This window comes from Companilactobacillus sp. (assembly GCF_022484265.1).
GTDB lineage: Bacteria > Bacillota > Bacilli > Lactobacillales > Lactobacillaceae > Companilactobacillus.
In genome coordinates this window covers 1,432,538-1,455,012 of sequence record NZ_JAKVLR010000001.1, presented here as the reverse complement: position 1 = coordinate 1,455,012, position 22,475 = coordinate 1,432,538, and the positions used below count along the sequence as shown (strand labels likewise).

Genomic DNA, 22,475 nt, shown 5'->3' with positions numbered 1-22,475 from the left:
ATTTAGGAGCTTAGATATGAAAAAATCTAAACAACTGGGAATCATTGCTATCGCAGCGTTAGCAATCGTTTCTTTAACTGCCTGTGGCGGTCACAAAAAGGAGAGTGCAACAGAATCTAAACCAAGATCTGAAAAGACTACTCCTAAAAAAGATAGCAAGAAAAAATCCGGCCCAAAGAAGTCGGATGAATTAGTTAAGGATCCTTCTGAATCTGTTAAGAAGCATACGCCGATCAAGGCTGAGCCAGAAAAGAATACAGATCAAAAGATCATTCAAACCAAGCCTGAACAGCCTAAGTCGGAAGTGAATCACGCCAATCGTGTGGTCAACACTGCCGAAGATGCAATTTCTCTTTATGCGCACTTCTTAGCAATTGGCGATGGTCAAGGATCATTCACGGCTGCACCAGTGGATGGCGGATTTGTTTTAACGCCAACTGAATCAGCTTACGGTCACGCTCAAACTATCATCAAGTATAATGGTGATGCATACAACACCAACGGCCAACTGATTGAAAAATTTGCGACGATGGCCGCACCAAATAATCCCAACACACCTGAATCAGGTTGGCACGGATACTAATTTGCCCAATCAAAAAGACTTAATTCCCACGAATTAAGTCTTTTTTTGAATTCTAGATAGTGTCTAAAGGTTCTTCTTTAGTAGGTTTTGGATAAATCTTGTCGATCAATTCCAGTTCATCTGGAGTGAAATCAATGTCGATTGCCTTCAAGTTTGAAACAAAGTGGTCAGTTGAACTAGTTTTTGGAATCGTCAAAACATCGTTATTTCTGACGCACCAAGCTAGTAACAATTCAAAAATTGAGATGTGTTTTTGAGCAGCCACATCGCCGAGCTCATTCTTCAATTTCAGAAATTCATTGTTGTCGGATCCAAAGGGAGAATATCCCACAAAATCAATGCCGTGTTCTTTTTGGTAAGGGAGTACTGAGTATTCCACGCCTCGACTAGTTAAGTTGTACAAGTCTTCGTTGACTTGGCAGTTTTCACCGTCAGGAACGGCTGCCAATTCCTTCAAATCGTCAGTATTGAAGTTAGAAACGCCCCAGCTCTTGATCAAGCCAGCTTTTTTAACCGCTTCAAGACCCTGAACGGTTTCTGCTAAAGGAGTATTGCCACGCCAGTGCAATAAATAAACGTCAAGATAATCAGTCTGCAAACGCTTGAGACTTTTTTCCAGACTATCTTTGATCAGTTCTGGAGTTGCGTGGTATGGATAAAATTTTGAAATAATTTGGAAACTGTCGCGGTCGAAGCCCTTGATGGCAGTTCCAACAGCCTTTTCGGCTTTTCCTTCACCATACATTTCGGCAGTATCGATCACGTTGACGCCGTGATGCAAGCCGTATTTTAAAATAGCGATTTCCTTTTGAGTTTCAAGTAGGTCGCCCTCGCCAAGACGCCAAGTGCCCATGCCGATGATCGAACTTTTTCGATGATTGAATGTGATTTCTTTCAAAATTGAACCTCCAGTTCTTCTGTTGCTTATAGAATAAAAGTATCATTTAATTTATCAATTTCCAAATTTTTAGCCATGCAATTGGATTAGAATAAAGTTAACAGAGGTGGAGTTATGAAAATTGTTTTGGCACCAGATTCATTTAAAAATTCATTAACTGCTAAAGAGGCTGCATTAGCCATGCAACGTGGGTTGGAAAAGGTAATTCCCGATGCGAATTATTTACAAATACCGATGGCAGACGGAGGAGAAGGAACCGTCCAATCGTTAGTCGATGCTAAAGACGGCGAGTTGTTGTCTGAAAAAGTTATCGACCCATTAGGAAATTTGGTCACGGCACATTATGGAATGATCGATCACGGTTCGGTCGCAGTCATTGAAATGGCCGAAGCCAGCGGAATTCAATACATCAATAAAAATACGCAAAATCCTTATATCGCAACAACTTATGGTACCGGTCAATTGATCAACGCAGCGGTCAATAAAGGGGCCAAAACCATCATCATCGGACTAGGCGGTTCAGCTACAAACGATGGTGGAGCCGGTATGGCTCAGGCACTTGGAGCAAATCTCCTCGACAAACATGGCAAAGAACTAAGTTTTGGTGGAGCTGAATTGATCAACCTAGCTAAGATCGATACCTCAGATATGGATGCAAGTTTATCAGAAGTTAAAATCATTATTGCGTCAGATGTAACGAATCCACTAGTCGGAAAAGATGGGGCATCACACGTCTTTGGCCCGCAAAAAGGCGCTACGCCAAGAATGGTCAAAGTCCTGGATAAGGCGTTAGAAAACTATGCCAACATTATCAAACGTGATCTCAATCGCGACGTTAAATTGACGCCAGGTGCAGGTGCAGGTGCTGCGGGCGGTTTAGGAGCGGGATTATTAGCCTTTACCAATGCCAAATTGCAATCAGGCGTCGATATCGTCTTGGAATATACCAAGTTTAAAGAACAAGTCAAAGATGCCGACTACGTTTTTACTGGCGAGGGTAAGATCGATTTTCAAACTAAGTTTGGGAAGACTCCAATTGGCGTAGCTAAAGCCGTCAAAGAGGTCAACCCAGAGGCCAAAGTCATTGCGATTGCTGGAACTGTGGGCGAGCGAACAGAAGAGCTGTACCCACTAGGAATCGACGCTATTTTCAGTTGCGTGCCAGGAGTTGAAGATCTCGAAACAGCTATCAAAGAAAGTGACCAGAATATACAAAAAATTATTGCTAATATTGGTCGTTTGATAAAATGATACAAGCTAAAATAGTATTCGAGATGAAAATCTCACTGATAGATTATGAAGATTTATTAGGTCTTTAGTATTGAAATAGTTGTTCGATATCTAAGGAGATTTTGGTGATGAAAAAGAATTTAGTATACGTAGGTTTGGTTAGTGCTTTATTTTTAACAGGAATTTCTTCAACAACAGGAATGGCTCAAGCAGCATCCTGTTCAAGCAATGTACAAGCAGCAGAAGTTAAATCATCAGCTGAATTTTATCAAAAGCTAGACAAAGCTGAACAATCAAAAGTTCATGTAACTTATACAACAACTAAGGTTGGCTCAAAATACGATGTTAATGCTAAGATCGAAAACAAGAGCGATAAAGCTGTTAAATTTAATTTAGGCGACATTTGCATCTACAATAAAGACGGTTCAAAGATCAAATCTGCAAAGACTGATTGTGTGGAAGTCAAGGAACATGGTACATGCACTGTTAAGAAATTGTTCAAGGATGTATCATCAACTACATTAAAGAGCAAGAATGACTGCATTATCTACATGAACCCTGAACACAAGTTAGGTACTTACGATTTCAAACTTTAGGCATATAACCCATACAAATTCATTCACCCCAGCGAATTTGCTGACAATCTCAGGAAATTGAATGCTAGGCGATACAATACACGTTCACTCGAACGTGTATTTTTTTGAGCTGTTTTTGACTACTAATTTTTTCAAGGAACTACAATAGGGTTGATTATAGTAACTATAGATTATAGATATATAGGATGTCTTGAAGATTGTCAGTGAATCTCGGGAGATCAAAATTATGAAAAAAGGCGTAATTATTGTCGGATTGATCAGTGCACTAGTTTTAAGTGGTTGCAGCAATACTAATCACGGCACCAAGAATACCAACACAGTTAAAACTACCGCTACTAAGAATGCAGTAGTTCAATATTATCAAAATCTTGAAAAAGCCGAAAAGAAACAAGTCAAATTTGTTTTTGACGCCAACAAAGTATCCCAGGACTATGATATTTCAGTCAAAATCAAGAATGAATCCAAGAAACAAGTAAAGTTCAAGCTTTCTGAATTCAAGATCTATAACGTCCACGAAAAAGATATCAAATCAGCACGTGATGACGTTTTGGTAATCAAACCACACGAGACATGTACCATTAAAAAGTTGTTCGTCGACCTCAAGAAGTCAACTTTGAATAACTCGACGAATTATTTCATTTACTACAATGAGAAGAATAAATTAGCTAGATTTGCTTTTGACATTGCAAGTGGCATCGACACTAAACAAGCTAATGAATTGCAATCAAGCAATGAAAATAAACCAACTACGAATGAAGAAGCTCCAAAGGCAGTTCAAAATGGACAAACCGGCAACAGCAACACTTCAACCAGCAATTCTGGAACTAGCTCTAACGCCAGCGGTTCAGCCAGCAGTTCAACCAGCCCAACTGCACCAGCAAAAATTTTGACCAGTGCACAAATGGCTAGAGATCTCTACTTACATTCAATGAATCTATCACCAGCAAGAGGTGCCGACGTAGCAGTCGAGTCCACCGGCTACGGCTACAAGATCACCGATAACGGTTTGGACGACGGACCAGTGACCTACTACAATTATGCAGGAGATGAACTAGATTCAAGCGGCAACGTAATCGCAACATTCGCCCATCTAGCCGGACCAACCGCCGGAGAGCCAGAAGGCTTCGTACAAAACGGAACCAATTATAACCAATACTAATTGTTAAAAAACTACAGAGAAATCAGATATGACTGACTTCTCTTTTTTTGTCCTCTGATATCCAACAAGTGGCACGCAATTCGATGATTAATTTCATAATTGATATTGACAATGGATTTATAAGCTTGTATATTAATCAAGTAATAAATAGACCGTTCAGTCTAATAACTGAAAGGAGAAATAAATATCAAACCAAGACAGGAACATATTCTAGATGTAGCGACCGAATTATTTCATCGATTGGGTTATTTTCAAACCGGAATCGCGGAAATTAATCGACGAGCTGGAGTTTCTAAGGGCGTTTTTTATCATTATTTCCCAGACGGTAAATTACAGCTAGTTCGGAGTGTTTTGCAAAGAGACTACGATAATGCAAATAATATGATGAATGAATTTTTTAAGGATAATGATGTTGAAACAGCTACAAAATTGTTTATTGATAATTTAAAAAATAAAGTCAATACACCTGATTATTCCACTGTTCGGATGAGTGTTCTTTTTTCAGAAATGATGGAAGCAAAAGATGTGGACCCTGAGATAGTATCTTTAGCTAAAAAGACTTATTCAATGTTAGAAGATCATATTGAGGAGAAACTGACTGCCGCCGGATTTGATAAAAACACGGCATATCGCAAGGCGAAATTAATTAATGCAATGATCGAAGGCAGTGTCACAATAGGAATCATTAAAGAGTCAACGGAGTATCTAGAAATTGTCAGCGACAGTTTAAAAGATATTTTGGACGGAAGCAAATAGGCTTCCTTTTTTTAAACCACAAAATAGACCGTTCGGTCTATAAGCAAAGAAAGGATAATTAAATGAATAAAAAAACAAGAATGATTGTAACGATAATAACTTTAGTAATGGCGTTTACCGCTACATTGAATCAAACATTGATGGTAACAGCGTTACCTGTATTGATGAACAATTTGCACGTTGGGTTGAACACAATACAATGGTTAACAACAGGTTACGTATTAGTTTTAGGAATTATTACTCCGTTATCGGCAAATTTGTATCAAAAGTTTTCTAATCGAAAAGTTTTTCTATCTGTAGTTTTGGTTTTCTTGATAGGATCGATTCTTGGAGCAATTGCTAATTCTTTTGTGTCAATCTTGATAGCACGTTTGTTACAAGCAGCTGCTGGAGGAATTTTGATGTCTTTTATGCAGATCATATTATTAGAGATTTACCCTAGTCAAGCAAGAGGCAAGGTAATGGGACTTGTTAGTCTAGTAGTTTCTTTAGCACCAGCAATCGGACCTACTCTAGGTGGATTAATTGTTAGTGCCTTGAACTGGCGCTATTTATTTATTTTGACAATCCCTATTACAATAGTTGTAGGAATTTTAACAATAGTTTATTTACCCAATGTTACAGAACCGAAGGATATCAAGATTGATCTTTATTCTGTTATCACCTCAAGTGTAGGCCTAGGTGCCTTGATGTACGGTATCTCTATCATCTCTACAGAATTTATTACAGGGATGATATTCATGGTCGTGGGTCTATTGGTTACAGCGATTTTTGTGAGAAGACAGTTTAAATTGTCAGTACCAATGTTAAATCTAAAACTATTGTCACAAAAAACATTTCTAATGATGACAATTTCGGCCTTATTAATTTTTGGAGTGTTAATGGGTACAGAAACATTAATGCCATTATTGATTGAAAATACATTTCATCAAACAGCATTGATAGCTGGTCTAGTAATGTTGCCAGGAGCTTTTGCACTAGGAATTTTATCCCCAATTATCGGTAATTATTATGATAAACACGGCATGAAAATACCTTTTATAATAGGTGTAATCATAACAGTAGTTTCGTCGATTCCATTTATGTTTTTCAACCAAAAAACCGCTTTGTGGCTATTAGTTGTTGCATACATGATACGTTTAATAGGAGTTTCATTTTTAATGTCGACAACAATCACAGAATCATTGAAAGAATTAGAAGGAGACAATATCAGCTTTGGAACGGCGTTGAACAATGCTTTACGACAAATTGGCGGTTCGCTGTTCAATACGATCATGATTGCAATATCAAGCTTAACAGTTGTTTTCGTATCAGGATTCCATTTGGCAATGGCGTTTACCCTAGTTATTACACTGATCATTGGAGTCATCGGTTGGCTTTATCTAAGAAAAAGTTAAACAAGCAGTCACATATTAAAAAAGCTCGACTAAACCAATAGTCGAGTTTTTGCGTAATTTGAATATAGTAACAGGTTAAGACAGCGGTGGACTCTCATGAAATTGAGATGATGCCTATGAGTAAGTTGGTGAATTCGTGTAGTCTCCGAGGAGGCAGGATGTCTGTGTATTAAGCATTAATGCTAATGATAGCTTTTGCAATATTAGTAGTATTGATACTTAAATCTGATCGAAAAAAATAATCGTCTGAAACTTTGGCTGTTTGGACGACGATAAATTCAGAGTTCACGCCACCGCCTTGGCGGGTTATCAGGAGGACATCAAAAGATGTCCTCCCTTTTTGGTTCAACCAAAGTATAACACCGTTATGCCAACAGTAGTTATTAGCATTTCTTATACAAAAGAGCAAAGACATTAGCCAAACTTTCTAAGCAAAAGAGAACCACCAAAATCAAATGATACCGAAATACTCCGGATGACCACATATCATAGGCGATGTTGGGCGAAGGCCCAACGAGCACCCGCAAATCGGAGTGAACCGACTAACCACAGTCTTATACAGCAGAAGAAACATATCATCTGGAAAAAGGAGGTCTTGAATTACAAACACATAAAAGCAATGTTGGGCGAAGGCCCAACGAGCAAGCATCCAAGCCAGAGTGAACCAATAGTATCTCATGAGGAACGAAGGAGATATGATGTTGGGCAAAGCCCAACGAACCCACTCCAACTAAAAGTGAGCCGACCAACCCCAATCCTTTGCAAGAAAAAGTCGCATACCTTCTTTCAAACAACAAAAGGGGATTTTGATTTAAACCAGATTAGACGGAGGACGGAAATCGATGCCCCGGCCCAATGGGGAAATAACTAATGGAACGTACGTCGCCTTTGGCGCGTGCGCTACTGCTGAAAATGTTGGCTACGCCAACGAACAACCAAGGATGCCGTCCGGAGTCGGCCCGCATACCACAAAAAAAAGAAGCCTCCGCAACAAGGAAGCCCCTAATAAAATCAAAGCAACATATCAACCAACTTCTTCAAATCCGACTTAGCCTGAATATTAGGAAGCATATCAATATCAAAAACAGCCTGATCCCTATACTCCTTAACCATAACCTGAGCCGCATCCACCCCATTATCAATAATATACTCAGCAGTCTCAATCAACTGCTCATCGCCAGCACGCCCAGCTTCAGCAATATTATTCATAAAATCAGGCCCAGCCTTAGCCACCGCAAAAATAGTCGGCAAAGTAAACTCGCCACTCTGCAGCATCTGCAAAGGACCAAACTGATCTTCAGTAGTATTGATACCAATCAAATCAAAAATCTCACTCTTGATTTGATAAGCCAGACCAATCGTCCGACCAATTTGCCCAGCCGAATCAACTAAGACATCATTAGCGTGAGTAGCTTGAGCACCAAAACGACAAGCAAACTCGAACATCACTGCCGAGCGAGCTTCGATCCGCTTGATGTATTCGCCAACGTCTTCAGCAGGTTTGACCATTTGTTCATCAGCCAATAATTGATTAGTAGTGATCTCTTGAACAGCATCGATCTTTCCTTGTAAGTCGTCATCGTCAGCTGAACATTTTCTAAATTCAACATCGATCAAATCAGAGAAGTATTCAACCATAAAATTAAGCTTGATCGAATCCGGACCAGCTTGGTGCTTACGCATCATTTCGTTTCGAATGTAAAACATTTGCATCGCAGCTGCAGCTGACTGCAAAGAGTTATCTCGTAAATCTTCTGAATCGGCGTCGCCAAATTCAGAAAACAAGTAGAAGAAAGCAGCATGTAAAAATCTAGCGGAGTGCAAGTATCCACCAGCTTCTTGAATGATATCGTCATTGTGCAATTCCAGTAAATGACGCATGTAATCTTCTAATCCAACTAGTTGAACATTTAATTTTTGAAATTGTTCAAAAGGTGATACAGCTGGCATATTAGTCCTCCCACGCACAACAAAGTGTGCTAATTAAACTTATCAACTTCAACTTCGAGGTTTTCAGCAATTGGCATGAAAACGTCATTGAAGAATTTTTGAGAATCGAATTTTTTACCTGATTCAATGATGTCGTTACATTTCTTCCAAGCATCAGTCCGCATCAAAGTTGCTAGGTTCTTTCTGATCGTGTTCAAATGTTTTTTGAGATTAGGATTGGTGCTGCCAAAGGCTTGAATGTAAAAATAAATAATTTCGTTAAATGTATTGTCGAGCACCCAGAAGAAAGTATTGCGCATTTCTGGCAAGTTCATCATTTGACCAAATGGCATATTTTTTAAAATTTGGTCTTTCACAAATGATGCTAACGAAACTAGGACAGCGTTAACTTGGCTAAGGTCGGCGATGTAGTTTGCATAGTGATCGAATTGATCTTCTTTGAGCTCAAAGCCAACTTTTTTCTGCAATTGTTCATGGTTCATAGCCTTTAATTGCTTCAAGTTAGTTTCTTTGACTTCTAAACTTTCGGCTACGAGTTTCTTTTCGATATCCCTTAAAATAGTTTGGTTCTCGTTGAGATATTTCATTACAACTGGCCAAAGCTTGTCGTTGAAGTTGTCGTTAAAGTGCTCAAACAAATCGTCAGTGTAAATGTCTAAGACAGTTTTTTCAGATTTGAAATCTTTTACGTGAGATTCAAATTGGACCACGATCGGAGTGCCTTCTTTTTCTTCGCCAGTGGCATAAGTCTTGCCAGATTCAGCACGCTTCTTGTTTTCCCATTCTTTTAACTCGTTGAGGTCCAATAATCCAAGTGGCATGATCGTGATCTCAGAATGAGATGCGAGAACTTGCAAAGCAAAAGGAGTATCAGGCTTTTGAGTCTCAATAAACGACTTCAAAGTTAGTCGTAATTTCTTTTGGTTGTCCAAATGGTCTTCGGGGTCTGCATAAAAGGCCGATGATTGAATTGGTGCATTTTCAAATCGGTCGTTGATTTGTTTTTTTAGATCATTGATGTCCATATGATTACTCCTTGTCTTTGTCGAATTGTGGCTTTAATTCGGCAAGGTGCTTTTGACCTGCTTCAGTCAATGTTGCATCTTTTAAAGTAGCTGTTGCTAGAGGATAGTTTTCGATTTCTTCTAGATTTAAATTTTCAAACCAGTCAGAACTTTGCACGTGTTCGATAGTTTGATAGAGCATCGATTTTTTACTAACTTGTCGATTTGATTTGAAGTATTTGCGATCGACATCTTTTAATAGTTGGTAGACTGATTCTTCCATAGGTACGTTATTAGCCATAGATCCATGCCTCCGAATATTAGTTAATTATATTTTATAGTTCTTATCAGTAATTTGAAATTGGGAGTTTTCCTAAGTTAATTTGAAAAAAATCTCTGCTAGAATAGATTTATTCACAAGAGGGGGAATTTATTTATGGCAAAGAAAATTTTGATCTCAGGTTTGAGATGCGAAAAATGTCCAGTTCACATTGCCCAAAGATTGAGCGACGTTGACGGCGTTGATAGAATTGAAAAAAATATGGATAACATGACAGCCACAGTGATTGGGAATGCTGACGTTGATGTTGTTCGTGAACTACTTAGCGATAAACCATTTAAGGTTGAGGAACTCGATTAATGGATAGTCAAAGAACTAAAAAAGCTCAACGTTTAGGTGTTGAGCTTAATTTAATTTCGCTGCTATTTAGTAGTATCAGTCCGGTTTTGAACAAGTTCTCATTGGTCAGTTTGAATCCAATTTTAGGAGCTTTGTTCACTAGTGTCTTTGCAGCAATATTTAACTTGATCCTGATTTATATTATGTATCGCGATTTTTCAGTTATCAAAGACAAATGGGTGATCTTTTTAGGTCTTACCAACGCTGTGGGAGTTATCTTACAGTATGTCGCCTTGTCTCTTTTGAGCCCAGTCACAGTTACTTTGATTGCTAGGATTTATTTAGTTTATGTGTTTGTTCTTTCATATATCTTCCTAAAAGAACGACTCACTAAATGGGATTATCTGGCAGTAGTTTTATGTATTGCTGGATCGATCTTTGTTTCTTCAGGTCGAGTTAAGATCGACAGTTTCTGGGGCATCTTCTGCGCCTTTATCTACCCACTAATGTATGCCGCTAATAATATTATTGCGAAATACTTAGTCAAGGACAACAACCCTGGAAACGTCTTATTTTATAATCATTTAGTTTCAGCGGTCTTGTTGTTGGTCACAGGAGTATTTATTCCCGGAACATTTGCTGGTATTCAAGCTAGAGCAGTTACATTCAACTTCTTTGGTGCCTTTTTCAATGGTTTCTTATCGCTGCTATTGTTCTATACTAGTTTGAAATTTATCACTGCTGGAAAAGCTAATATTGTTCGAGCATTAGGACCAATCGTCGTAATTATTTATTCGTACTTCTTTTTCCCAATACCAATTACGGTCAACATCATTATCGGTGCCATCTTGCTGATTGTTTCAACGACTATCGTTACGTTGACTAAAAGTCGATCAGGTGATGCTGCATAGCAAAATGCAGAAGTTCACGCCGAGAGTTGAATCCTAATTTTTTCATGATACTAGTTTTATGTGCTTCAATTGTTTTACGGGTTACAAATAGTTTTTCAGCAATCTCTTGATTTGAAAAACCTAAACATATCAGAGGCAAGACCTCACGCTCACGTCTGGATAAATTGACAAACTTCAATTTATTCAGATTTTTTTCGTATGGATCAACTTCCACCTCTTGTTGCTGTTTAATACTCAAGTAATCGTTTTGCGTTAAAACAATATTTTTGTCGATGTATGATGTATGATTCATCTACATCAGCATGTTTTAAGGCATTCAAAAGTTCCTGTTCATCAGAACTTTTTAAAATATACGACAGAGCGCCATTTGCCAGAGCGGTGTTGATATATTCAGGTTCTTCATGCATGGACAGGACAATTTGTTTTACTTCAGGGTGATAGTCGTGAATCCTCTTGATAGTAACTAGGCCACTCTCCCCAGGGGGCATAGAAATATCTATGATCACGACGTCGATATCCTGATTCTCGATGATGGAATAAGCTTCATTGCCATCTTCGGCCTCAGCTGTGACACGAAAGTTATTAGTTGTATTAATCGTGTAAGTGAGACCTTTACGCAAAAGCTTAAAATCGTCAGCAATTAATACGTTTTTCATGTTTTAATCAGTCCTCGTTTTTAGTCGGCTCCGTAATGTTTTCATAAGGAAATTCTGCGGTGATAGTAGTACCTTCGTCTTTTTTGGAATCGACTAGGAAATATCCGTTTAGGGATTTTACACGTTCATTCATGTTGATCATTCCTAGCGATGATCCATTGTAAGAATCTTTGGTGTACATATTAAAGCCAATACCGTCATCAATGACCTCTAGCGAGATCTTATTTTTATGGGCAACGAGCATGATGACGATAGTTTCTGCTTCTGAATGCTTGATGGCATTCGTCACTGCTTCTTGAACGATCCGATACAAAGTGGTCTGAATATCATCTGACAGAAATGATAAGTCGCCGCTACGATCGATAAAATCTAGCTCAATATCGGTACTAGGTTGCATCCGTTTTACTAAAGCATGGATGGCTGCTGTCAAACCGAAGTTATCCAAAACTGCCGGACGAACATCGACGGCTAGTCCTTTGATATCGCTCAGAGTCCCTCTTAATTGTTCTTGAACTTGCGAGATCATCTTATCTTGCTGAGTGTCGCCAGTCTTCATCCGATTTAGCGTCATGATCGAAGAATAAACTGATTGAGCGACGCTATCGTGTAAGTCTTCTGAGATCCGCTTTCGTTCGTTTTCTTGCGTCCGGTTGATCTTTCTGACGATATCATGGTTGTCTTCCATATTCTTTAAACGATCTTTAGCGGCATTATTTCTGATCACGATCGAGTAGACGTCTTCTTCGTCATCGATCAAGTAATAATCGAGTGAAAAAGTTAATTTCTGCAATTGGGCTGTATCCATTATGTCGATGGGAATGGAGTTGTGATGCATGGTTTCCTTCACGACACAATTGAAACAGTTGTTAGTTTTTGATTGGTTTTCTGCCATATCGGTCTGGACTAGTTGAATCAAGTAATTAACGTCTAAATTTAATCCATGGATCAATTCTTGGGCGGCATTATTTACTATGACAACTTTGTCACCTTTGACGATCAAAGTAGCGTCTGGTGAGTCCAAAAAATTTTTTTGAATCCAAAGGCTATCGCTATTTTTCATGGTTTATCATCTCTAATATTGAATTTCTTCTTTTGAAAAAGCTGGATCTAAAAATTCAGCATAATGTTCGTAATCTTTTTTGATCAGCATGATGCGACGTTCTAATTTATCGATGGCTTCGTCTTGTTCTAGAGTCCGCAGATCATCGCGTTGTTCCTGCATGTCGTTCTCCAATAGAGTACGTTGGATCGACAAGTCGTTCATACAAATACGGATCAATTTTTGAAAGTCGCCATCAGTCATGTCAGATTTATTTTTCATTGTAGATCCTCCTGATAGTTGATATTTTTAAGATTAAAATTTGCAATATATACAGTGTCGCAATGGGCTGTTTCCAGAACGTCACGCCAACGGAAACGTCGGTTTCTTAGCTGTCTTCGAAAATCATTTTCACTGATTTGGATGTGACAGATCGTATAGTGAGGTTGATCCCCACACTGTATGTAAGCGCTTTTGTCGCTAATTAATTTTAGCACAGTCGGATTGATATTTTTATAATCCGTGGCTAGGACCATTAAGTCGGCCTGACTTTTGCCAGTCATTTGAAAGTATGACCAAAGAGCCGAGATTGGTCCACGGTCAACTAAGGGCTCTTGGTCTTGAATGACTGCGAGTCGATTGACATCGTAAAAAAGCTGACGTATCTCGTGATTGTTGTTCTTGTTGGTCGAAACAAAGCATCGATCAACGAATGGTAAAAGCTGTTCGGCCGTGTATTCAACGTTAGTCAAAACACGGGTGTTGAAGTGAGCCAAAGCCTTGTCGCTTTGGTATCTGGTAGATTTCCCACCTGCTAAAATTAAGCCGTCTGTCATATTTATTCCCTCAAAAACTTGGTAATGAATTCTTTTCTAACATCTAAGTCCATCACCGATAAAAGATCTTCAGTAGTAGTTTGTTGAATCGAGACGAAACGTTTGATCTGGCTGATTTCCCCAAATACAGCCGGCGTTTCGTCTTTTTTGAGTAGTGCGATCTTAGGGTAGTCAAGTTCTTTTAGCCCCTCGATGATCAAAAAATCAGCTTTAGTAGTATTTTGCATCTGCCTGATCTGGGCTAAGGCTGATTGTTGAATGTTTCGTTGATAGTGAATCGTTTGCGTGTCATTGATCAACAGCACGTCGTTTGAATGTTCATAAAATTTGCCAGTATCAGTATTTCTCGGAATATCGACAGGTCCATGCGTATGTTTTATTACCGCCATTTCGTAGCCAAGTTGTTGACCAATTTTTAAAAAATCATTGATCAGAGTGGTCTTGCCGCTCTTCTTGTGCCCGATTATTTGAAAGGTAGCAACCATGTTCTCAAGACGCTTCCTTTAGGAGTGATCGAGTCGCCACGAGGGATCTCGAACAAACAAGTAGCACGTTGCAAATTATTCAAGTTATCGGATTGGTCGCCACCAACACGTCCGATTTCGATGTGATCTTGGTCGATTCGATACTGGCCTCGTAAGATTCGGTCATACATATTAGTTTTAGTATATTCTTCGTTTAATGTACCTAAGCATTGCCTGCAGCGTGATTGTTGCTTTTCAAGCAAACGCAAAGCATATTCGACGTAGAGATAAAATCCGGTAAAACAAGCTCCAGGATTTCCGGAAAGTCCAAAGTAGATGATTCCTTTGTCGATAAAGGAAGTCGTAACAGAACCGGGACGCATCTCCAACTTGTTGAAGAGCATTTTGTCAGCTGATTTAGCTAAGTCAGCAATGATATCGAAGTCGCCGACTGAAACGCCGCCGTCAGTCAAAATAACATCGCACTTGCCTTGTAGATCAGAAATCGCATTTTTCAACAACTCAGGGTCGTCTTTGATCTGTGTATATCCGACCACTTCAGCGCCATTTTCTTGGCAAAGTGCTTTGATCAAAGGACCATTGCTGTTAAAAATTTTACCGTTGACGATTTCGTCTCCTGGCTGAAGCAACTCTGAACCAGTGGTGATGATTCCGACTCTAGGCTTTTTATAAACGGTAATAGTTTGAATGTCGAAGGCACTCAGCAAGCTAATGCCGCCGGGATTGATCTCGGTGTTTTTAGCTAACAGAGTATCGCCTTGTTTAAAGAAAGTACCGATCTGAGTAATGTTGTCACGCTTTTGACGTTCAGAAATTTCCAAAGTGTCATCGTCGAGCATCTTTGTAGTTTCTAACATTACGACCACATCGGCACCGTCTGGCACATAACCTCCGGTCATGATACGGACAGCTTCGCCAGAAACTAAGGGACGGTCGAAATTTGCTCCAGCTGGGATGTCGCCGACAACTTTAAGTTGAACTGGAAATTTGTCGAGGTCTTTTTCAAGACAGGCAAAGCCATCGTAACCTGAACGACGAAATGTTGGCAGGTCGTGATTAGCTTTGACGTCTTCAGCAATCACACGATGATTGGCATCGCTGGTCTTGATCTCTTCAGTTCTTAAAGTGAGCGGTTGAATATTTTCTTCGATGAGTTTTCGAGCTGCATCGATGGAAATCGCATTTCGGTTATCAACTGGTGTGTACATTATTTCGTTATCTCCTTAATCAAGTGTGTTAAATCGGGTAGGATCACTTGCTCTAAAGCGGTCTTACAGGCGTTAGTTGAACCAGGCAATAAGTAACACAACTGATCATTGCTAGTTATGCCAGCGGTTGCACCAGAAGCTAAAGCCTTAGTGCCAATTTCGTCAAAACTGATCCGGCGGAAGTATTCGCCAAAGCCAGGAATGACTTTCACAAATTGTGGTTCCAACGTTTCAATGGTGACATCGCGTACAGCAATTCCGGTTCCGCCGTTTACTAAAATTAATTTGCTGCTGGTATTTACCATTTTATTGTACGCCTGAATTATTTCTTTTGAGTCATCTTTAACAATATATTTTTGAAGAAAATTATGACCCTCGGAGCTTAATTTATCCTGAAGATATTGGCCGGATTTGTCAGTCTCTTCTGTCCGAGTATCGCTGACGGTAATTATTCCAAAATCGATCATTATGAATTTAAACCTCCATGAAGTGGGCATTTGGCACGGCGATGAACGTGAACTTTGCGGAAATCAAAATTCCAGTTGTCGATCACCATTAAATTCTCGGGATTAACTGTTTCGGGACGTGTCAAGAATTTCAAAGCCATTGATGCTTCAAGACTTCCGGTGATAGCGACGATCATTGGGTTATTGCCGATGTTGGCAGATAGACCGAGTTTTGCAATGTCTTGTTTAGGATACAAGCATTCTAGGCAGGCGTTTTCTTGCGACTGCATGAACATGACCTGTCCTTGATTAGCTCCACAGGTGGCAAAAATGTGAGGGATGTTTCGCTTGAAGCATTCTTCGTTGATTTGATATTTAGTTGGGAAATTGTCAACGCAGTCGATCACTAAGTCGTAATTGACCTCGTCTAGTAAAGCGCCAGAAAATTTCTGACTTTTTTCAATGATCTTAACGGTACTGTTGGCTGCCCGTAAATGACGACCAATGGCGATCAATTTTTCTAGACCATTTTCGACATCGGCTTCGGTATAAAGGTTTTGTCGATGCAGGTTGGTAAATTCGACCTTGTCGTAATCCACCAAGGTGATCGTGCCGATTCCGGCTTTAACTAGTTCAGAAGCAACAAAGCTTCCGATCCCACCAACGCCAATGACCAACACGCTAGCTTTTTCAAAACGTGCTTGTCCTTTGGTTCCAATTTGTTCCACTTTTAACTGTCGATCGTATCTACTAGTAACCATTTTCATTCCCTCCAAATATACGTTTACACAAAAGGTTAGGGAAATTCCCAATCGAAGTCAATTAGGATACGTGCTAAATTTAATATATACAAAAGTATTGATAAATTAGGATATTGGTAGGGGAATTGCTTATGCTAAAATCAAAATTTTTTAAAAAAGTTGAAAAGTTTAATGGTAATTTCACCCAACTAGAAGAAAATTCTCGTCGCTGGGAGAAATTATATAAACAACGTTGGGCACACGATAAGGTGGTCCGGACTACTCACGGTGTTAACTGTACCGGTTCATGTAGTTGGAACGTTTACGTTAAACAAGGTGTCGTAACTTGGGAGCATCAGTCGACTGACTACCCATCTTGTGGACCAAATATGCCAGAATATGAGCCACGTGGCTGTCCTCGTGGGGCTTCTTTTTCGTGGTATGAATACAGCCCATTAAGAATTAAATATCCATATATTCGTGAACGTTTATGGAGAATGTGGGACGAAGCTAAGAAGAACGCCGAAAATCCAATTGATGCTTGGGAAAGTATCGTTACTGATCCTGAAAAGACTAAAGAATACAAATCAGTTCGTGGTCATGGTGGTTTGATCAGAGTTAAGTGGTCAGATGCGACTGAATTGATCTCAGCTATGTTGATCTATACGATCAAAAAATATGGACCTGATCGAATTGCTGGATTCTCACCAATCCCAGCTATGTCAATGCTTAGTTACGCATCAGGTGCCAGATTCATCTCAATGATCGGTGGAGAAATGCTTAGTTTCTATGATTGGTATGCCGATCTTCCACCAGCATCTCCACAAGTTTGGGGGGAACAGACTGATGTTCCTGAATCAGCTGATTGGTATAACTCGCAATACTTAATGATGTGGGGTTCAAATGTTCCATTGACTAGAACACCGGATGCCCATTTCATGGTTGAAGCACGTTATAAAGGAACAAAGGTAGTTTCAATTTCTCCAGACTACGCTGAAAACGTTAAGTTTGCTGATAACTGGCTCGCTCCACATCCTGGATCTGACGCTGCTTTAGCACAAGGATTCACGCATGTTATCTTGAATGAATTTTATAATAAACAACAAATTCCTTATTTTATTGATTACTCGAAGAGATTCACTGATTTACCATTCGTTATCATGCTTGATCAAAGTGAAACTAATCCTGAACACGTGGTTTCTGGTCGTTTTGTCAGAATTTCTGATATCTCAGATGCCGAAACTGAAAATGCCGAATGGAAACCAGTTTTGCTTGATTCAACTAATGATCGACTAACTGTTCCAAACGGTACCTTAGGTCAAAGATGGGAAAGCGGCAAAAAGTGGAACCTTGATATGACTGCTGATGATGGTCATGAGATCGATCCACAATTGTCATTCATTGACGGCGGCAAGACCGAAACCATCGATATGCCTAGTTTTGATGCTTCTGGTAATTCGATTTATCAAAGAACGATCCCATATCGTGAGATCACCTTAAAAGATGGTAGCAAGCAAAAAATCGCGACCGTTTATGATTTATTGATGGCTCAATATGGTATTGCTAGAGTTGAAGCTGATCCATATGCTGCTAAAGACTACAACGATACCGACAGCTTGTTCACACCAGCTTGGGCTGAAAAAATCACCGGCGTCAGACAAGATATGATCGTCCAGATCGCCAACGAATTTGCTAAAAATGCTGCTGAAACAAAAGGTAAATCAATGATCATTATTGGTGCCGGTGTTAACCACTGGTTCAATTCAGATATGACTTATCGTTCAGCAATCAACATGTTGCTACTGTGTGGTTGTGTCGGCGTGCAAGGTGGTGGATGGGCTCACTACGTTGGACAAGAAAAATTACGTCCGGCTGAAGGTTGGGCTAACATAGCTTTTGCTAACGACTGGAACAAGGGCGGCGCTCGTCAACAACAAGGTACTTCATTCTTCTACTTTGCCAGTGACCAATGGAAGTACGATGAACTTGATAACGCCGCTCAAAAGTCACCAACTAAACATATTGAACATGGCTACAAGCATCCAGCTGACTATAACCAAATGGCAATCAGATTAGGATGGATGCCATCGTATCCACAATTCAACCGCAACAGTTTGGATTTCGTGGACCAATATAACACACGTAATATAGAAGAAATTTCTAAAAAAGTTGTTAAAGAGTTGATGGACGGAAGTTTGAAATTTGCTGCTGAAGCTCCGGACGAAGATAAGAACCAACCTAAAGGGATGTTCATTTGGAGATCTAACTTATTTGCATCATCTGGTAAGGGACAAGAATACTTCATGCGTCATATGCTAGGGGCTGAAAATGGCTTGTTAGCTAAGACTAACGGCAACTTCAAACCTCAAGACATGGAATGGGATGATCATTCGATCGACGGTAAATTAGACCTTGTGACAACCTTTGATTTCAGAATGGTCACAACGCCACTTTACTCAGATATCGTTTTACCAGCTGCAACTTGGTATGAAAAAGAAGACCTTTCAAGTACTGATATGCATCCATTTATCCATCCATTCAACAAAGCTGTCGATCCACTTTGGGAATCAAAGAGCGACTGGCAAGCCTTCAAAGGTATCGCCAAAGAATTCTCAGCTATGGCTAAGAAATACTTCACTGGCGTTAAATACGATTTGAAGACTCAACCACTTGGACATGATTCTAAAGGTGAGATCTCGCAACCATTAGGTCAGATCAAAGATTGGAAGAAAGGCGAGATCGAAGCTATTCCAGGTAAGACCATGCCTAGTCTTTCATTAGTCGAACGTGACTACACAAAGATCTATGACAAGTTCATTTCCTTAGGACCTAACGCTCGTGGAAAAGTTGGAGCAAATGGCTACAGCTACGATGTTTCTGATGAATACGACGAATTAAAGGATATTCTGGGAACTTACAACGATGGTATCGAAAAAGGTTGTCCAAAACTTGACGAAGATAAGAATGTTGCCGAAGCAATCTTGCATCTCTCAAGTGCATCAAATGGACATGTTGCCGTTAAAGCTTGGAAGAGTGCCGAAGAGATCACTGGCGAGAAATTGTCTGATATTGCTGAAGGTCAAGAAGAGAAACAAATGACCTTCCAAAATATCACGATTCAACCACGCGAAGGTATTCCAACACCGATCTTTACTAGTGCCAAGCACAATGGCGACAGATATTCACCATTCTCAGTCAACATTGAACGTAACGTTCCATTTAGAACTATTACTGGTAGACAGTCATTCTACTTAGATCATGAGATCTTTGAAGAATACGGTGAAGAATTAGCAACTTACAAGCCAACCTTGCCACCATTCGTAATGGCACCAACCGATACCAAGGTTGAAAAAGCTGACAAAGAAGTTACTTTACGTTATCTAACTCCACATGGTAAGTGGAATATCCATACAACTTATCAAGATAATCTTTACATGTTGACACTATTTAGAGGTGGTCCAACAGTTTGGTTGAGTTTAGACGATGCCAAGAAGATCGATGTCGAAGATAACGATTGGGTCGAACTATACAACAAGAACGGTGTTGTAACTGCTAGAGCCGTTGTTTCGCAAAGAATGCCTGATGGCACGATGTACATGTACCACGCACAAGACATGGAAATTGAAGAACCACTTTCAACAATCACTGGTAATCGTGGTGGTTCGCATAATGCACCTACTCAAATTCACGTCAAACCAACCCAAATGGTCGGAGGCTACGGTCAATTGAGTTATGGCTTCAATTACTATGGACCAATTGGTAATCAAAGAGACTTATACGTAAATGTTAGAAAACTCAAGGAGGTTAAGTGGAATGAAGGTTAAAGCACAAATTTCCATGGTCTTAAACCTGGATAAGTGTATCGGATGTCATACTTGTTCCGTAACATGTAAGCAAACCTGGACTAACCGTCCTGGTGCGGAATACATGTGGTTTAACAACGTTGAAACTAGACCTGGTGTCGGCTATCCAAAGAAGTGGGAAGACGAAAGTCATTACAAGGGTGGTTGGAAACTCAACCGCAAGGGTAAACTCGAACTTCGTGCCGGCAGCAAGCTCAACAAAGTTTCATTAGCCAAGATTTTTTACAATCCTGATATGCCTAACATGGATGATTACTACGAACCATGGACATACGATTACAAAACATTGTTTGGCAAAGAAACCAAGCATCAGCCAGTTGCACGTGCACAGTCACAGATCACTGGCAAACCTATGAAATTAAAAAATGGTCCTAACTGGGATGACGATTTGGCTGGTTCAGATCGTAGTTTCGGCGAAGACCCTAACATGCAAAACATCGAAGCAGACATCAAAGGTAACTTTGAAAAAACTTTCATGATGTACTTGCCTCGTTTGTGCGAACACTGCTTGAACGCTGCTTGTGTAGCTTCATGTCCTAGTGGTGCCATGTACAAACGTGACGAAGACGGAATCGTTTTGGTCGATCAAGAACGTTGTCGTGGATGGCGTTTTTGTATGACAGGCTGCCCTTACAAAAAGGTTTACTTCAACTGGAAAACTAATAAGGCTGAAAAATGTACTTTCTGTTATCCAAGAATTGAAGAAGGACTTCCAACAGTTTGTTCAGAAACTTGCGTTGGTAGAATCCGTTACATTGGCGTAATTTTATATGACGCTGATCGTGTTCAAGAAGCCTGCGAAGAACCTGACGATACAAAACTTTACGAAGCACAATTAGGTTTGTTCTTGGACCCTAATGATCCAGAAGTTATCGAACAAGCCTTAGCTGACGGCGTTGATATGGAAACAATCAAATGTGCCCAACGTTCACCTATTTACAAGATGGCTGTTGAACAAAAGATTGCCTTCCCATTGCATCCTGAATACCGCACAATGCCAATGGTTTGGTATGTGCCACCATTGTCACCAATCATGAATTACTTTGAAGGTAAGAATTCGATCAAGTATCCTGAACTTATCTTCCCAGCAATCGAAGAGATGCGTATTCCGGTTGAATACTTAGCAAATCTTTTAGCTGGTGGAAATACCGAAGTAATCAAGAATGCACTTTATAAATTAGCTATGATGAGATTATATATGCGTGCTAAAACAAGTGGAAAAGATTTTGATACTGAAAAACTCGACCGAGTTGGTTTGACTGAGGAGTCAGCAACTTCACTTTATCGTCTCTTAGCCATTGCTAAGTATGACGACAGATTCGTAATTCCTAAGGCTAAAAAGGAAAATATCGAACCTGTTGAAGATGAACAAGGTGGACTTGGTTATGAAGAATGTAACGGCTGTGCTTTAGCTCCAGCTCATGGCAGCATGTTACGTAAAGCAAAAGCAGGGATGTCATCAAAAGATATTTATGCAGAAAGTTTCTATGGAGGAATTTGGCGTGATTAATATTGAGAAGCTAAACAGCTTAAAAGGTGGTTTCATTTATTTATCAAGAATGATCGACTACCCAACTCAAGATATTTTGGAACCCAAGTTTTTGGATGATTTTAAGGCCAACTATCCCGAAACTCCGCATAAAGATGAATTGATCGAGATCATTACTGCGATGCAAGTCTATTCACTTGAAGATATTAAAACGCATTATGTTTCGCTTTTTGAATTGAATAATCGTTACACTTTATATATGACGTATTATAAATTGACTGACTCCAGAGAACGTGGCCAAGTCTTAGCCAAGTTGAAAATGTTATACGAAATGTTTGGCGTGCAGATTGAAGGAACTGAATTGTCCGACTATTTGCCACTGATGCTAGAATTTCTGACATTTTCCGATTGGAAAGACGATTATCGCCAACAAGATTTGAAGCTGCTTTTTTCCGTAATTGAGGACGGAACTTATAACTTGTTAGAAAAATCTGAAGAAGAGTCAGACGACCTTTACTTTAGAACTATCAGCATCATCCGCTCAGAAATGAGATCGTGCGTTGAACAAGATGTCGTCCAACCAGACACAACGAAAACAGGGGGAGAATAG

At 39.7% G+C, this 22,475-nt stretch carries 22 protein-coding genes and 2 pseudogenes; 12 read left to right on the top strand and 12 right to left on the bottom strand.

The window, feature by feature from the left end; all coding sequences use genetic code 11:
* Positions 1–16 precede the first annotated feature (16 nt).
* A complete protein-coding gene (locus LKF16_RS07070; protein ID WP_291469994.1) occupies positions 17–583 on the top strand; it encodes a hypothetical protein in 567 nt (188 codons plus the stop codon).
* A 52-nt stretch (positions 584–635) separates the two neighbouring features.
* Here the strand turns inward: LKF16_RS07070 and LKF16_RS07065 are convergent, their stop codons facing one another.
* Complete coding sequence (locus LKF16_RS07065) at positions 636–1,481, bottom strand: aldo/keto reductase (RefSeq protein WP_434735163.1); 846 nt, start codon at positions 1,479–1,481, stop codon at positions 636–638.
* A 114-nt stretch (positions 1,482–1,595) separates the two neighbouring features.
* On the opposite strand from LKF16_RS07065, the gene LKF16_RS07060 reads away from it, so the two are divergent.
* From LKF16_RS07060 to LKF16_RS07040, 6 genes and pseudogenes are all read left to right on the top strand, one after another.
* A complete protein-coding gene (locus tag LKF16_RS07060) occupies positions 1,596–2,732 on the top strand; it encodes a glycerate kinase (protein ID WP_291469992.1) in 1,137 nt (378 codons plus the stop codon).
* A 107-nt stretch (positions 2,733–2,839) separates the two neighbouring features.
* Positions 2,840–3,307, top strand: coding sequence for a hypothetical protein (locus tag LKF16_RS07055; protein WP_291469990.1), 468 nt, complete (start codon positions 2,840–2,842; stop codon positions 3,305–3,307).
* Between the two features lie 226 nt (positions 3,308–3,533).
* Positions 3,534–4,466, top strand: a complete 933-nt coding sequence (locus LKF16_RS07050; RefSeq protein ID WP_291469989.1) for a hypothetical protein — start codon at positions 3,534–3,536, stop codon at positions 4,464–4,466.
* A 168-nt stretch (positions 4,467–4,634) separates the two neighbouring features.
* Positions 4,635–4,802 (top strand): annotated as a pseudogene (locus tag LKF16_RS13090) (TetR/AcrR family transcriptional regulator); the annotation flags it as partial.
* A gap of 45 nt (positions 4,803–4,847) precedes the next feature.
* On the top strand, positions 4,848–5,222 hold the full coding sequence (locus tag LKF16_RS07045; RefSeq protein ID WP_291711065.1) for an LmrA/YxaF family transcription factor: 375 nt from the start codon (positions 4,848–4,850) through the stop codon (positions 5,220–5,222).
* Positions 5,223–5,284: 62 nt separating this feature from the next.
* On the top strand, positions 5,285–6,619 hold the full coding sequence (locus LKF16_RS07040; protein ID WP_291469987.1) for a DHA2 family efflux MFS transporter permease subunit: 1,335 nt from the start codon (positions 5,285–5,287) through the stop codon (positions 6,617–6,619).
* A gap of 1,011 nt (positions 6,620–7,630) precedes the next feature.
* Here LKF16_RS07040 and LKF16_RS07035 read toward each other — a convergent pair.
* The 3 genes from LKF16_RS07035 to LKF16_RS07025 are packed head-to-tail and all read right to left on the bottom strand — an operon-like array spanning position 7,631 to position 9,874.
* Positions 7,631–8,569: a polyprenyl synthetase family protein gene (locus tag LKF16_RS07035; protein WP_291469985.1), complete on the bottom strand. Its 939-nt coding sequence runs from the start codon at positions 8,567–8,569 to the stop codon at positions 7,631–7,633.
* A 29-nt stretch (positions 8,570–8,598) separates the two neighbouring features.
* On the bottom strand, positions 8,599–9,594 hold the full coding sequence (locus tag LKF16_RS07030) for a hypothetical protein (RefSeq protein WP_291469983.1): 996 nt from the start codon (positions 9,592–9,594) through the stop codon (positions 8,599–8,601).
* Positions 9,595–9,598: 4 nt separating this feature from the next.
* Positions 9,599–9,874, bottom strand: coding sequence for a hypothetical protein (locus LKF16_RS07025; protein WP_291469981.1), 276 nt, complete (start codon positions 9,872–9,874; stop codon positions 9,599–9,601).
* Between the two features lie 135 nt (positions 9,875–10,009).
* Between LKF16_RS07025 and LKF16_RS07020 the strand changes: the two genes are divergently transcribed.
* Both LKF16_RS07020 and LKF16_RS07015 read left to right on the top strand, forming a co-directional pair.
* On the top strand, positions 10,010–10,213 hold the full coding sequence (locus tag LKF16_RS07020; RefSeq protein ID WP_291469979.1) for a heavy-metal-associated domain-containing protein: 204 nt from the start codon (positions 10,010–10,012) through the stop codon (positions 10,211–10,213).
* Positions 10,213–11,103: a DMT family transporter gene (locus tag LKF16_RS07015; RefSeq protein WP_291469977.1), complete on the top strand. Its 891-nt coding sequence runs from the start codon at positions 10,213–10,215 to the stop codon at positions 11,101–11,103. The genes LKF16_RS07020 and LKF16_RS07015 overlap by 1 nt, the downstream gene beginning before the upstream one ends.
* Here the strand turns inward: LKF16_RS07015 and LKF16_RS13120 are convergent.
* From LKF16_RS13120 to LKF16_RS06970, 8 genes and pseudogenes are all read right to left on the bottom strand, one after another.
* Positions 11,075–11,759 (bottom strand): annotated as a pseudogene (locus LKF16_RS13120) (response regulator). The gene LKF16_RS07015 and the pseudogene LKF16_RS13120 overlap by 29 nt on opposite strands.
* Positions 11,760–11,766: 7 nt before the next feature.
* Entirely contained in the window at positions 11,767–12,819 is a 1,053-nt protein-coding gene (locus LKF16_RS07000; RefSeq protein ID WP_291469970.1) for a sensor histidine kinase, read from the bottom strand.
* A 12-nt stretch (positions 12,820–12,831) separates the two neighbouring features.
* Positions 12,832–13,080 carry a hypothetical protein gene (locus tag LKF16_RS06995; protein ID WP_291469969.1) on the bottom strand — a complete coding sequence of 83 codons (249 nt, stop codon included), beginning with the start codon at positions 13,078–13,080 and terminating at the stop codon, positions 12,832–12,834.
* Positions 13,077–13,634, bottom strand: coding sequence for an NTP transferase domain-containing protein (locus tag LKF16_RS06990; RefSeq protein WP_291469968.1), 558 nt, complete (start codon positions 13,632–13,634; stop codon positions 13,077–13,079). Before LKF16_RS06990 ends, LKF16_RS06995 begins: the two co-directional genes overlap by 4 nt.
* Before the next feature lie 2 nt (positions 13,635–13,636).
* The gene (gene mobB / locus LKF16_RS06985; protein ID WP_291469966.1) at positions 13,637–14,119 is read right to left on the bottom strand and encodes a molybdopterin-guanine dinucleotide biosynthesis protein B; all 483 of its coding nucleotides are present in this window, start codon (positions 14,117–14,119) and stop codon (positions 13,637–13,639) included.
* A complete protein-coding gene (locus LKF16_RS06980) occupies positions 14,098–15,327 on the bottom strand; it encodes a molybdopterin molybdotransferase MoeA (RefSeq protein WP_291469965.1) in 1,230 nt (409 codons plus the stop codon). The genes mobB and LKF16_RS06980 overlap by 22 nt, the downstream gene beginning before the upstream one ends.
* Positions 15,327–15,794 carry a MogA/MoaB family molybdenum cofactor biosynthesis protein gene (locus LKF16_RS06975; RefSeq protein WP_291469963.1) on the bottom strand — a complete coding sequence of 156 codons (468 nt, stop codon included), beginning with the start codon at positions 15,792–15,794 and terminating at the stop codon, positions 15,327–15,329. The genes LKF16_RS06980 and LKF16_RS06975 overlap by 1 nt, the downstream gene beginning before the upstream one ends.
* The gene (locus tag LKF16_RS06970) at positions 15,794–16,534 is read right to left on the bottom strand and encodes a HesA/MoeB/ThiF family protein (protein WP_291469961.1); all 741 of its coding nucleotides are present in this window, start codon (positions 16,532–16,534) and stop codon (positions 15,794–15,796) included. Before LKF16_RS06970 ends, LKF16_RS06975 begins: the two co-directional genes overlap by 1 nt.
* 131 nt (positions 16,535–16,665) lie before the next feature.
* Here LKF16_RS06970 and LKF16_RS06965 point away from each other — a divergent pair, with 131 nt between their 5' ends.
* Genes LKF16_RS06965 through narJ form a run of 3 tightly spaced genes read left to right on the top strand, consistent with a single transcriptional unit; the run spans position 16,666 to position 22,475 of the window.
* Positions 16,666–20,337, top strand: a complete 3,672-nt coding sequence (locus tag LKF16_RS06965; RefSeq protein ID WP_291469959.1) for a nitrate reductase subunit alpha — start codon at positions 16,666–16,668, stop codon at positions 20,335–20,337.
* Positions 20,327–21,886 (top strand): nitrate reductase subunit beta, encoded by a 1,560-nt coding sequence (gene narH / locus LKF16_RS06960; protein ID WP_291469957.1) that lies wholly within the window; start codon positions 20,327–20,329, stop codon positions 21,884–21,886. The genes LKF16_RS06965 and narH overlap by 11 nt, the downstream gene beginning before the upstream one ends.
* Positions 21,879–22,475 (top strand): nitrate reductase molybdenum cofactor assembly chaperone, encoded by a 597-nt coding sequence (gene narJ, locus LKF16_RS06955; protein WP_291469955.1) that lies wholly within the window; start codon positions 21,879–21,881, stop codon positions 22,473–22,475. The genes narH and narJ overlap by 8 nt, the downstream gene beginning before the upstream one ends.

Bases quoted from the DNA above. Each gene is read 5' to 3' on its own strand.
- LKF16_RS06970 (WP_291469961.1), bottom strand. From the start codon at position 16,534: ATGGTTACTAGTAGATACGATCGACAGTTAAAAGTGGAACAAATTGGA.
- LKF16_RS07035 (WP_291469985.1), bottom strand. From the start codon at position 8,569: ATGCCAGCTGTATCACCTTTTGAACAATTTCAAAAATTAAATGTTCAA.
- LKF16_RS07055 (WP_291469990.1), top strand. From the start codon at position 2,840: ATGAAAAAGAATTTAGTATACGTAGGTTTGGTTAGTGCTTTATTTTTA.
- narH (WP_291469957.1), top strand. From the start codon at position 20,327: ATGAAGGTTAAAGCACAAATTTCCATGGTCTTAAACCTGGATAAGTGT.
- LKF16_RS06975 (WP_291469963.1), bottom strand. From the start codon at position 15,794: ATGATCGATTTTGGAATAATTACCGTCAGCGATACTCGGACAGAAGAG.
- mobB (WP_291469966.1), bottom strand. From the start codon at position 14,119: ATGGTTGCTACCTTTCAAATAATCGGGCACAAGAAGAGCGGCAAGACC.
- LKF16_RS07000 (WP_291469970.1), bottom strand. From the start codon at position 12,819: ATGAAAAATAGCGATAGCCTTTGGATTCAAAAAAATTTTTTGGACTCA.
- LKF16_RS07050 (WP_291469989.1), top strand. From the start codon at position 3,534: ATGAAAAAAGGCGTAATTATTGTCGGATTGATCAGTGCACTAGTTTTA.
- LKF16_RS06980 (WP_291469965.1), bottom strand. From the start codon at position 15,327: ATGTACACACCAGTTGATAACCGAAATGCGATTTCCATCGATGCAGCT.
- LKF16_RS07045 (WP_291711065.1), top strand. From the start codon at position 4,848: ATGATGAATGAATTTTTTAAGGATAATGATGTTGAAACAGCTACAAAA.
- LKF16_RS07015 (WP_291469977.1), top strand. From the start codon at position 10,213: ATGGATAGTCAAAGAACTAAAAAAGCTCAACGTTTAGGTGTTGAGCTT.
- LKF16_RS06965 (WP_291469959.1), top strand. From the start codon at position 16,666: ATGCTAAAATCAAAATTTTTTAAAAAAGTTGAAAAGTTTAATGGTAAT.
- LKF16_RS07070 (WP_291469994.1), top strand. From the start codon at position 17: ATGAAAAAATCTAAACAACTGGGAATCATTGCTATCGCAGCGTTAGCA.
- LKF16_RS06990 (WP_291469968.1), bottom strand. From the start codon at position 13,634: ATGACAGACGGCTTAATTTTAGCAGGTGGGAAATCTACCAGATACCAA.
- LKF16_RS07040 (WP_291469987.1), top strand. From the start codon at position 5,285: ATGAATAAAAAAACAAGAATGATTGTAACGATAATAACTTTAGTAATG.
- LKF16_RS07020 (WP_291469979.1), top strand. From the start codon at position 10,010: ATGGCAAAGAAAATTTTGATCTCAGGTTTGAGATGCGAAAAATGTCCA.
- LKF16_RS07025 (WP_291469981.1), bottom strand. From the start codon at position 9,874: ATGGCTAATAACGTACCTATGGAAGAATCAGTCTACCAACTATTAAAA.
- LKF16_RS07030 (WP_291469983.1), bottom strand. From the start codon at position 9,594: ATGGACATCAATGATCTAAAAAAACAAATCAACGACCGATTTGAAAAT.
- LKF16_RS06995 (WP_291469969.1), bottom strand. From the start codon at position 13,080: ATGAAAAATAAATCTGACATGACTGATGGCGACTTTCAAAAATTGATC.
- LKF16_RS07060 (WP_291469992.1), top strand. From the start codon at position 1,596: ATGAAAATTGTTTTGGCACCAGATTCATTTAAAAATTCATTAACTGCT.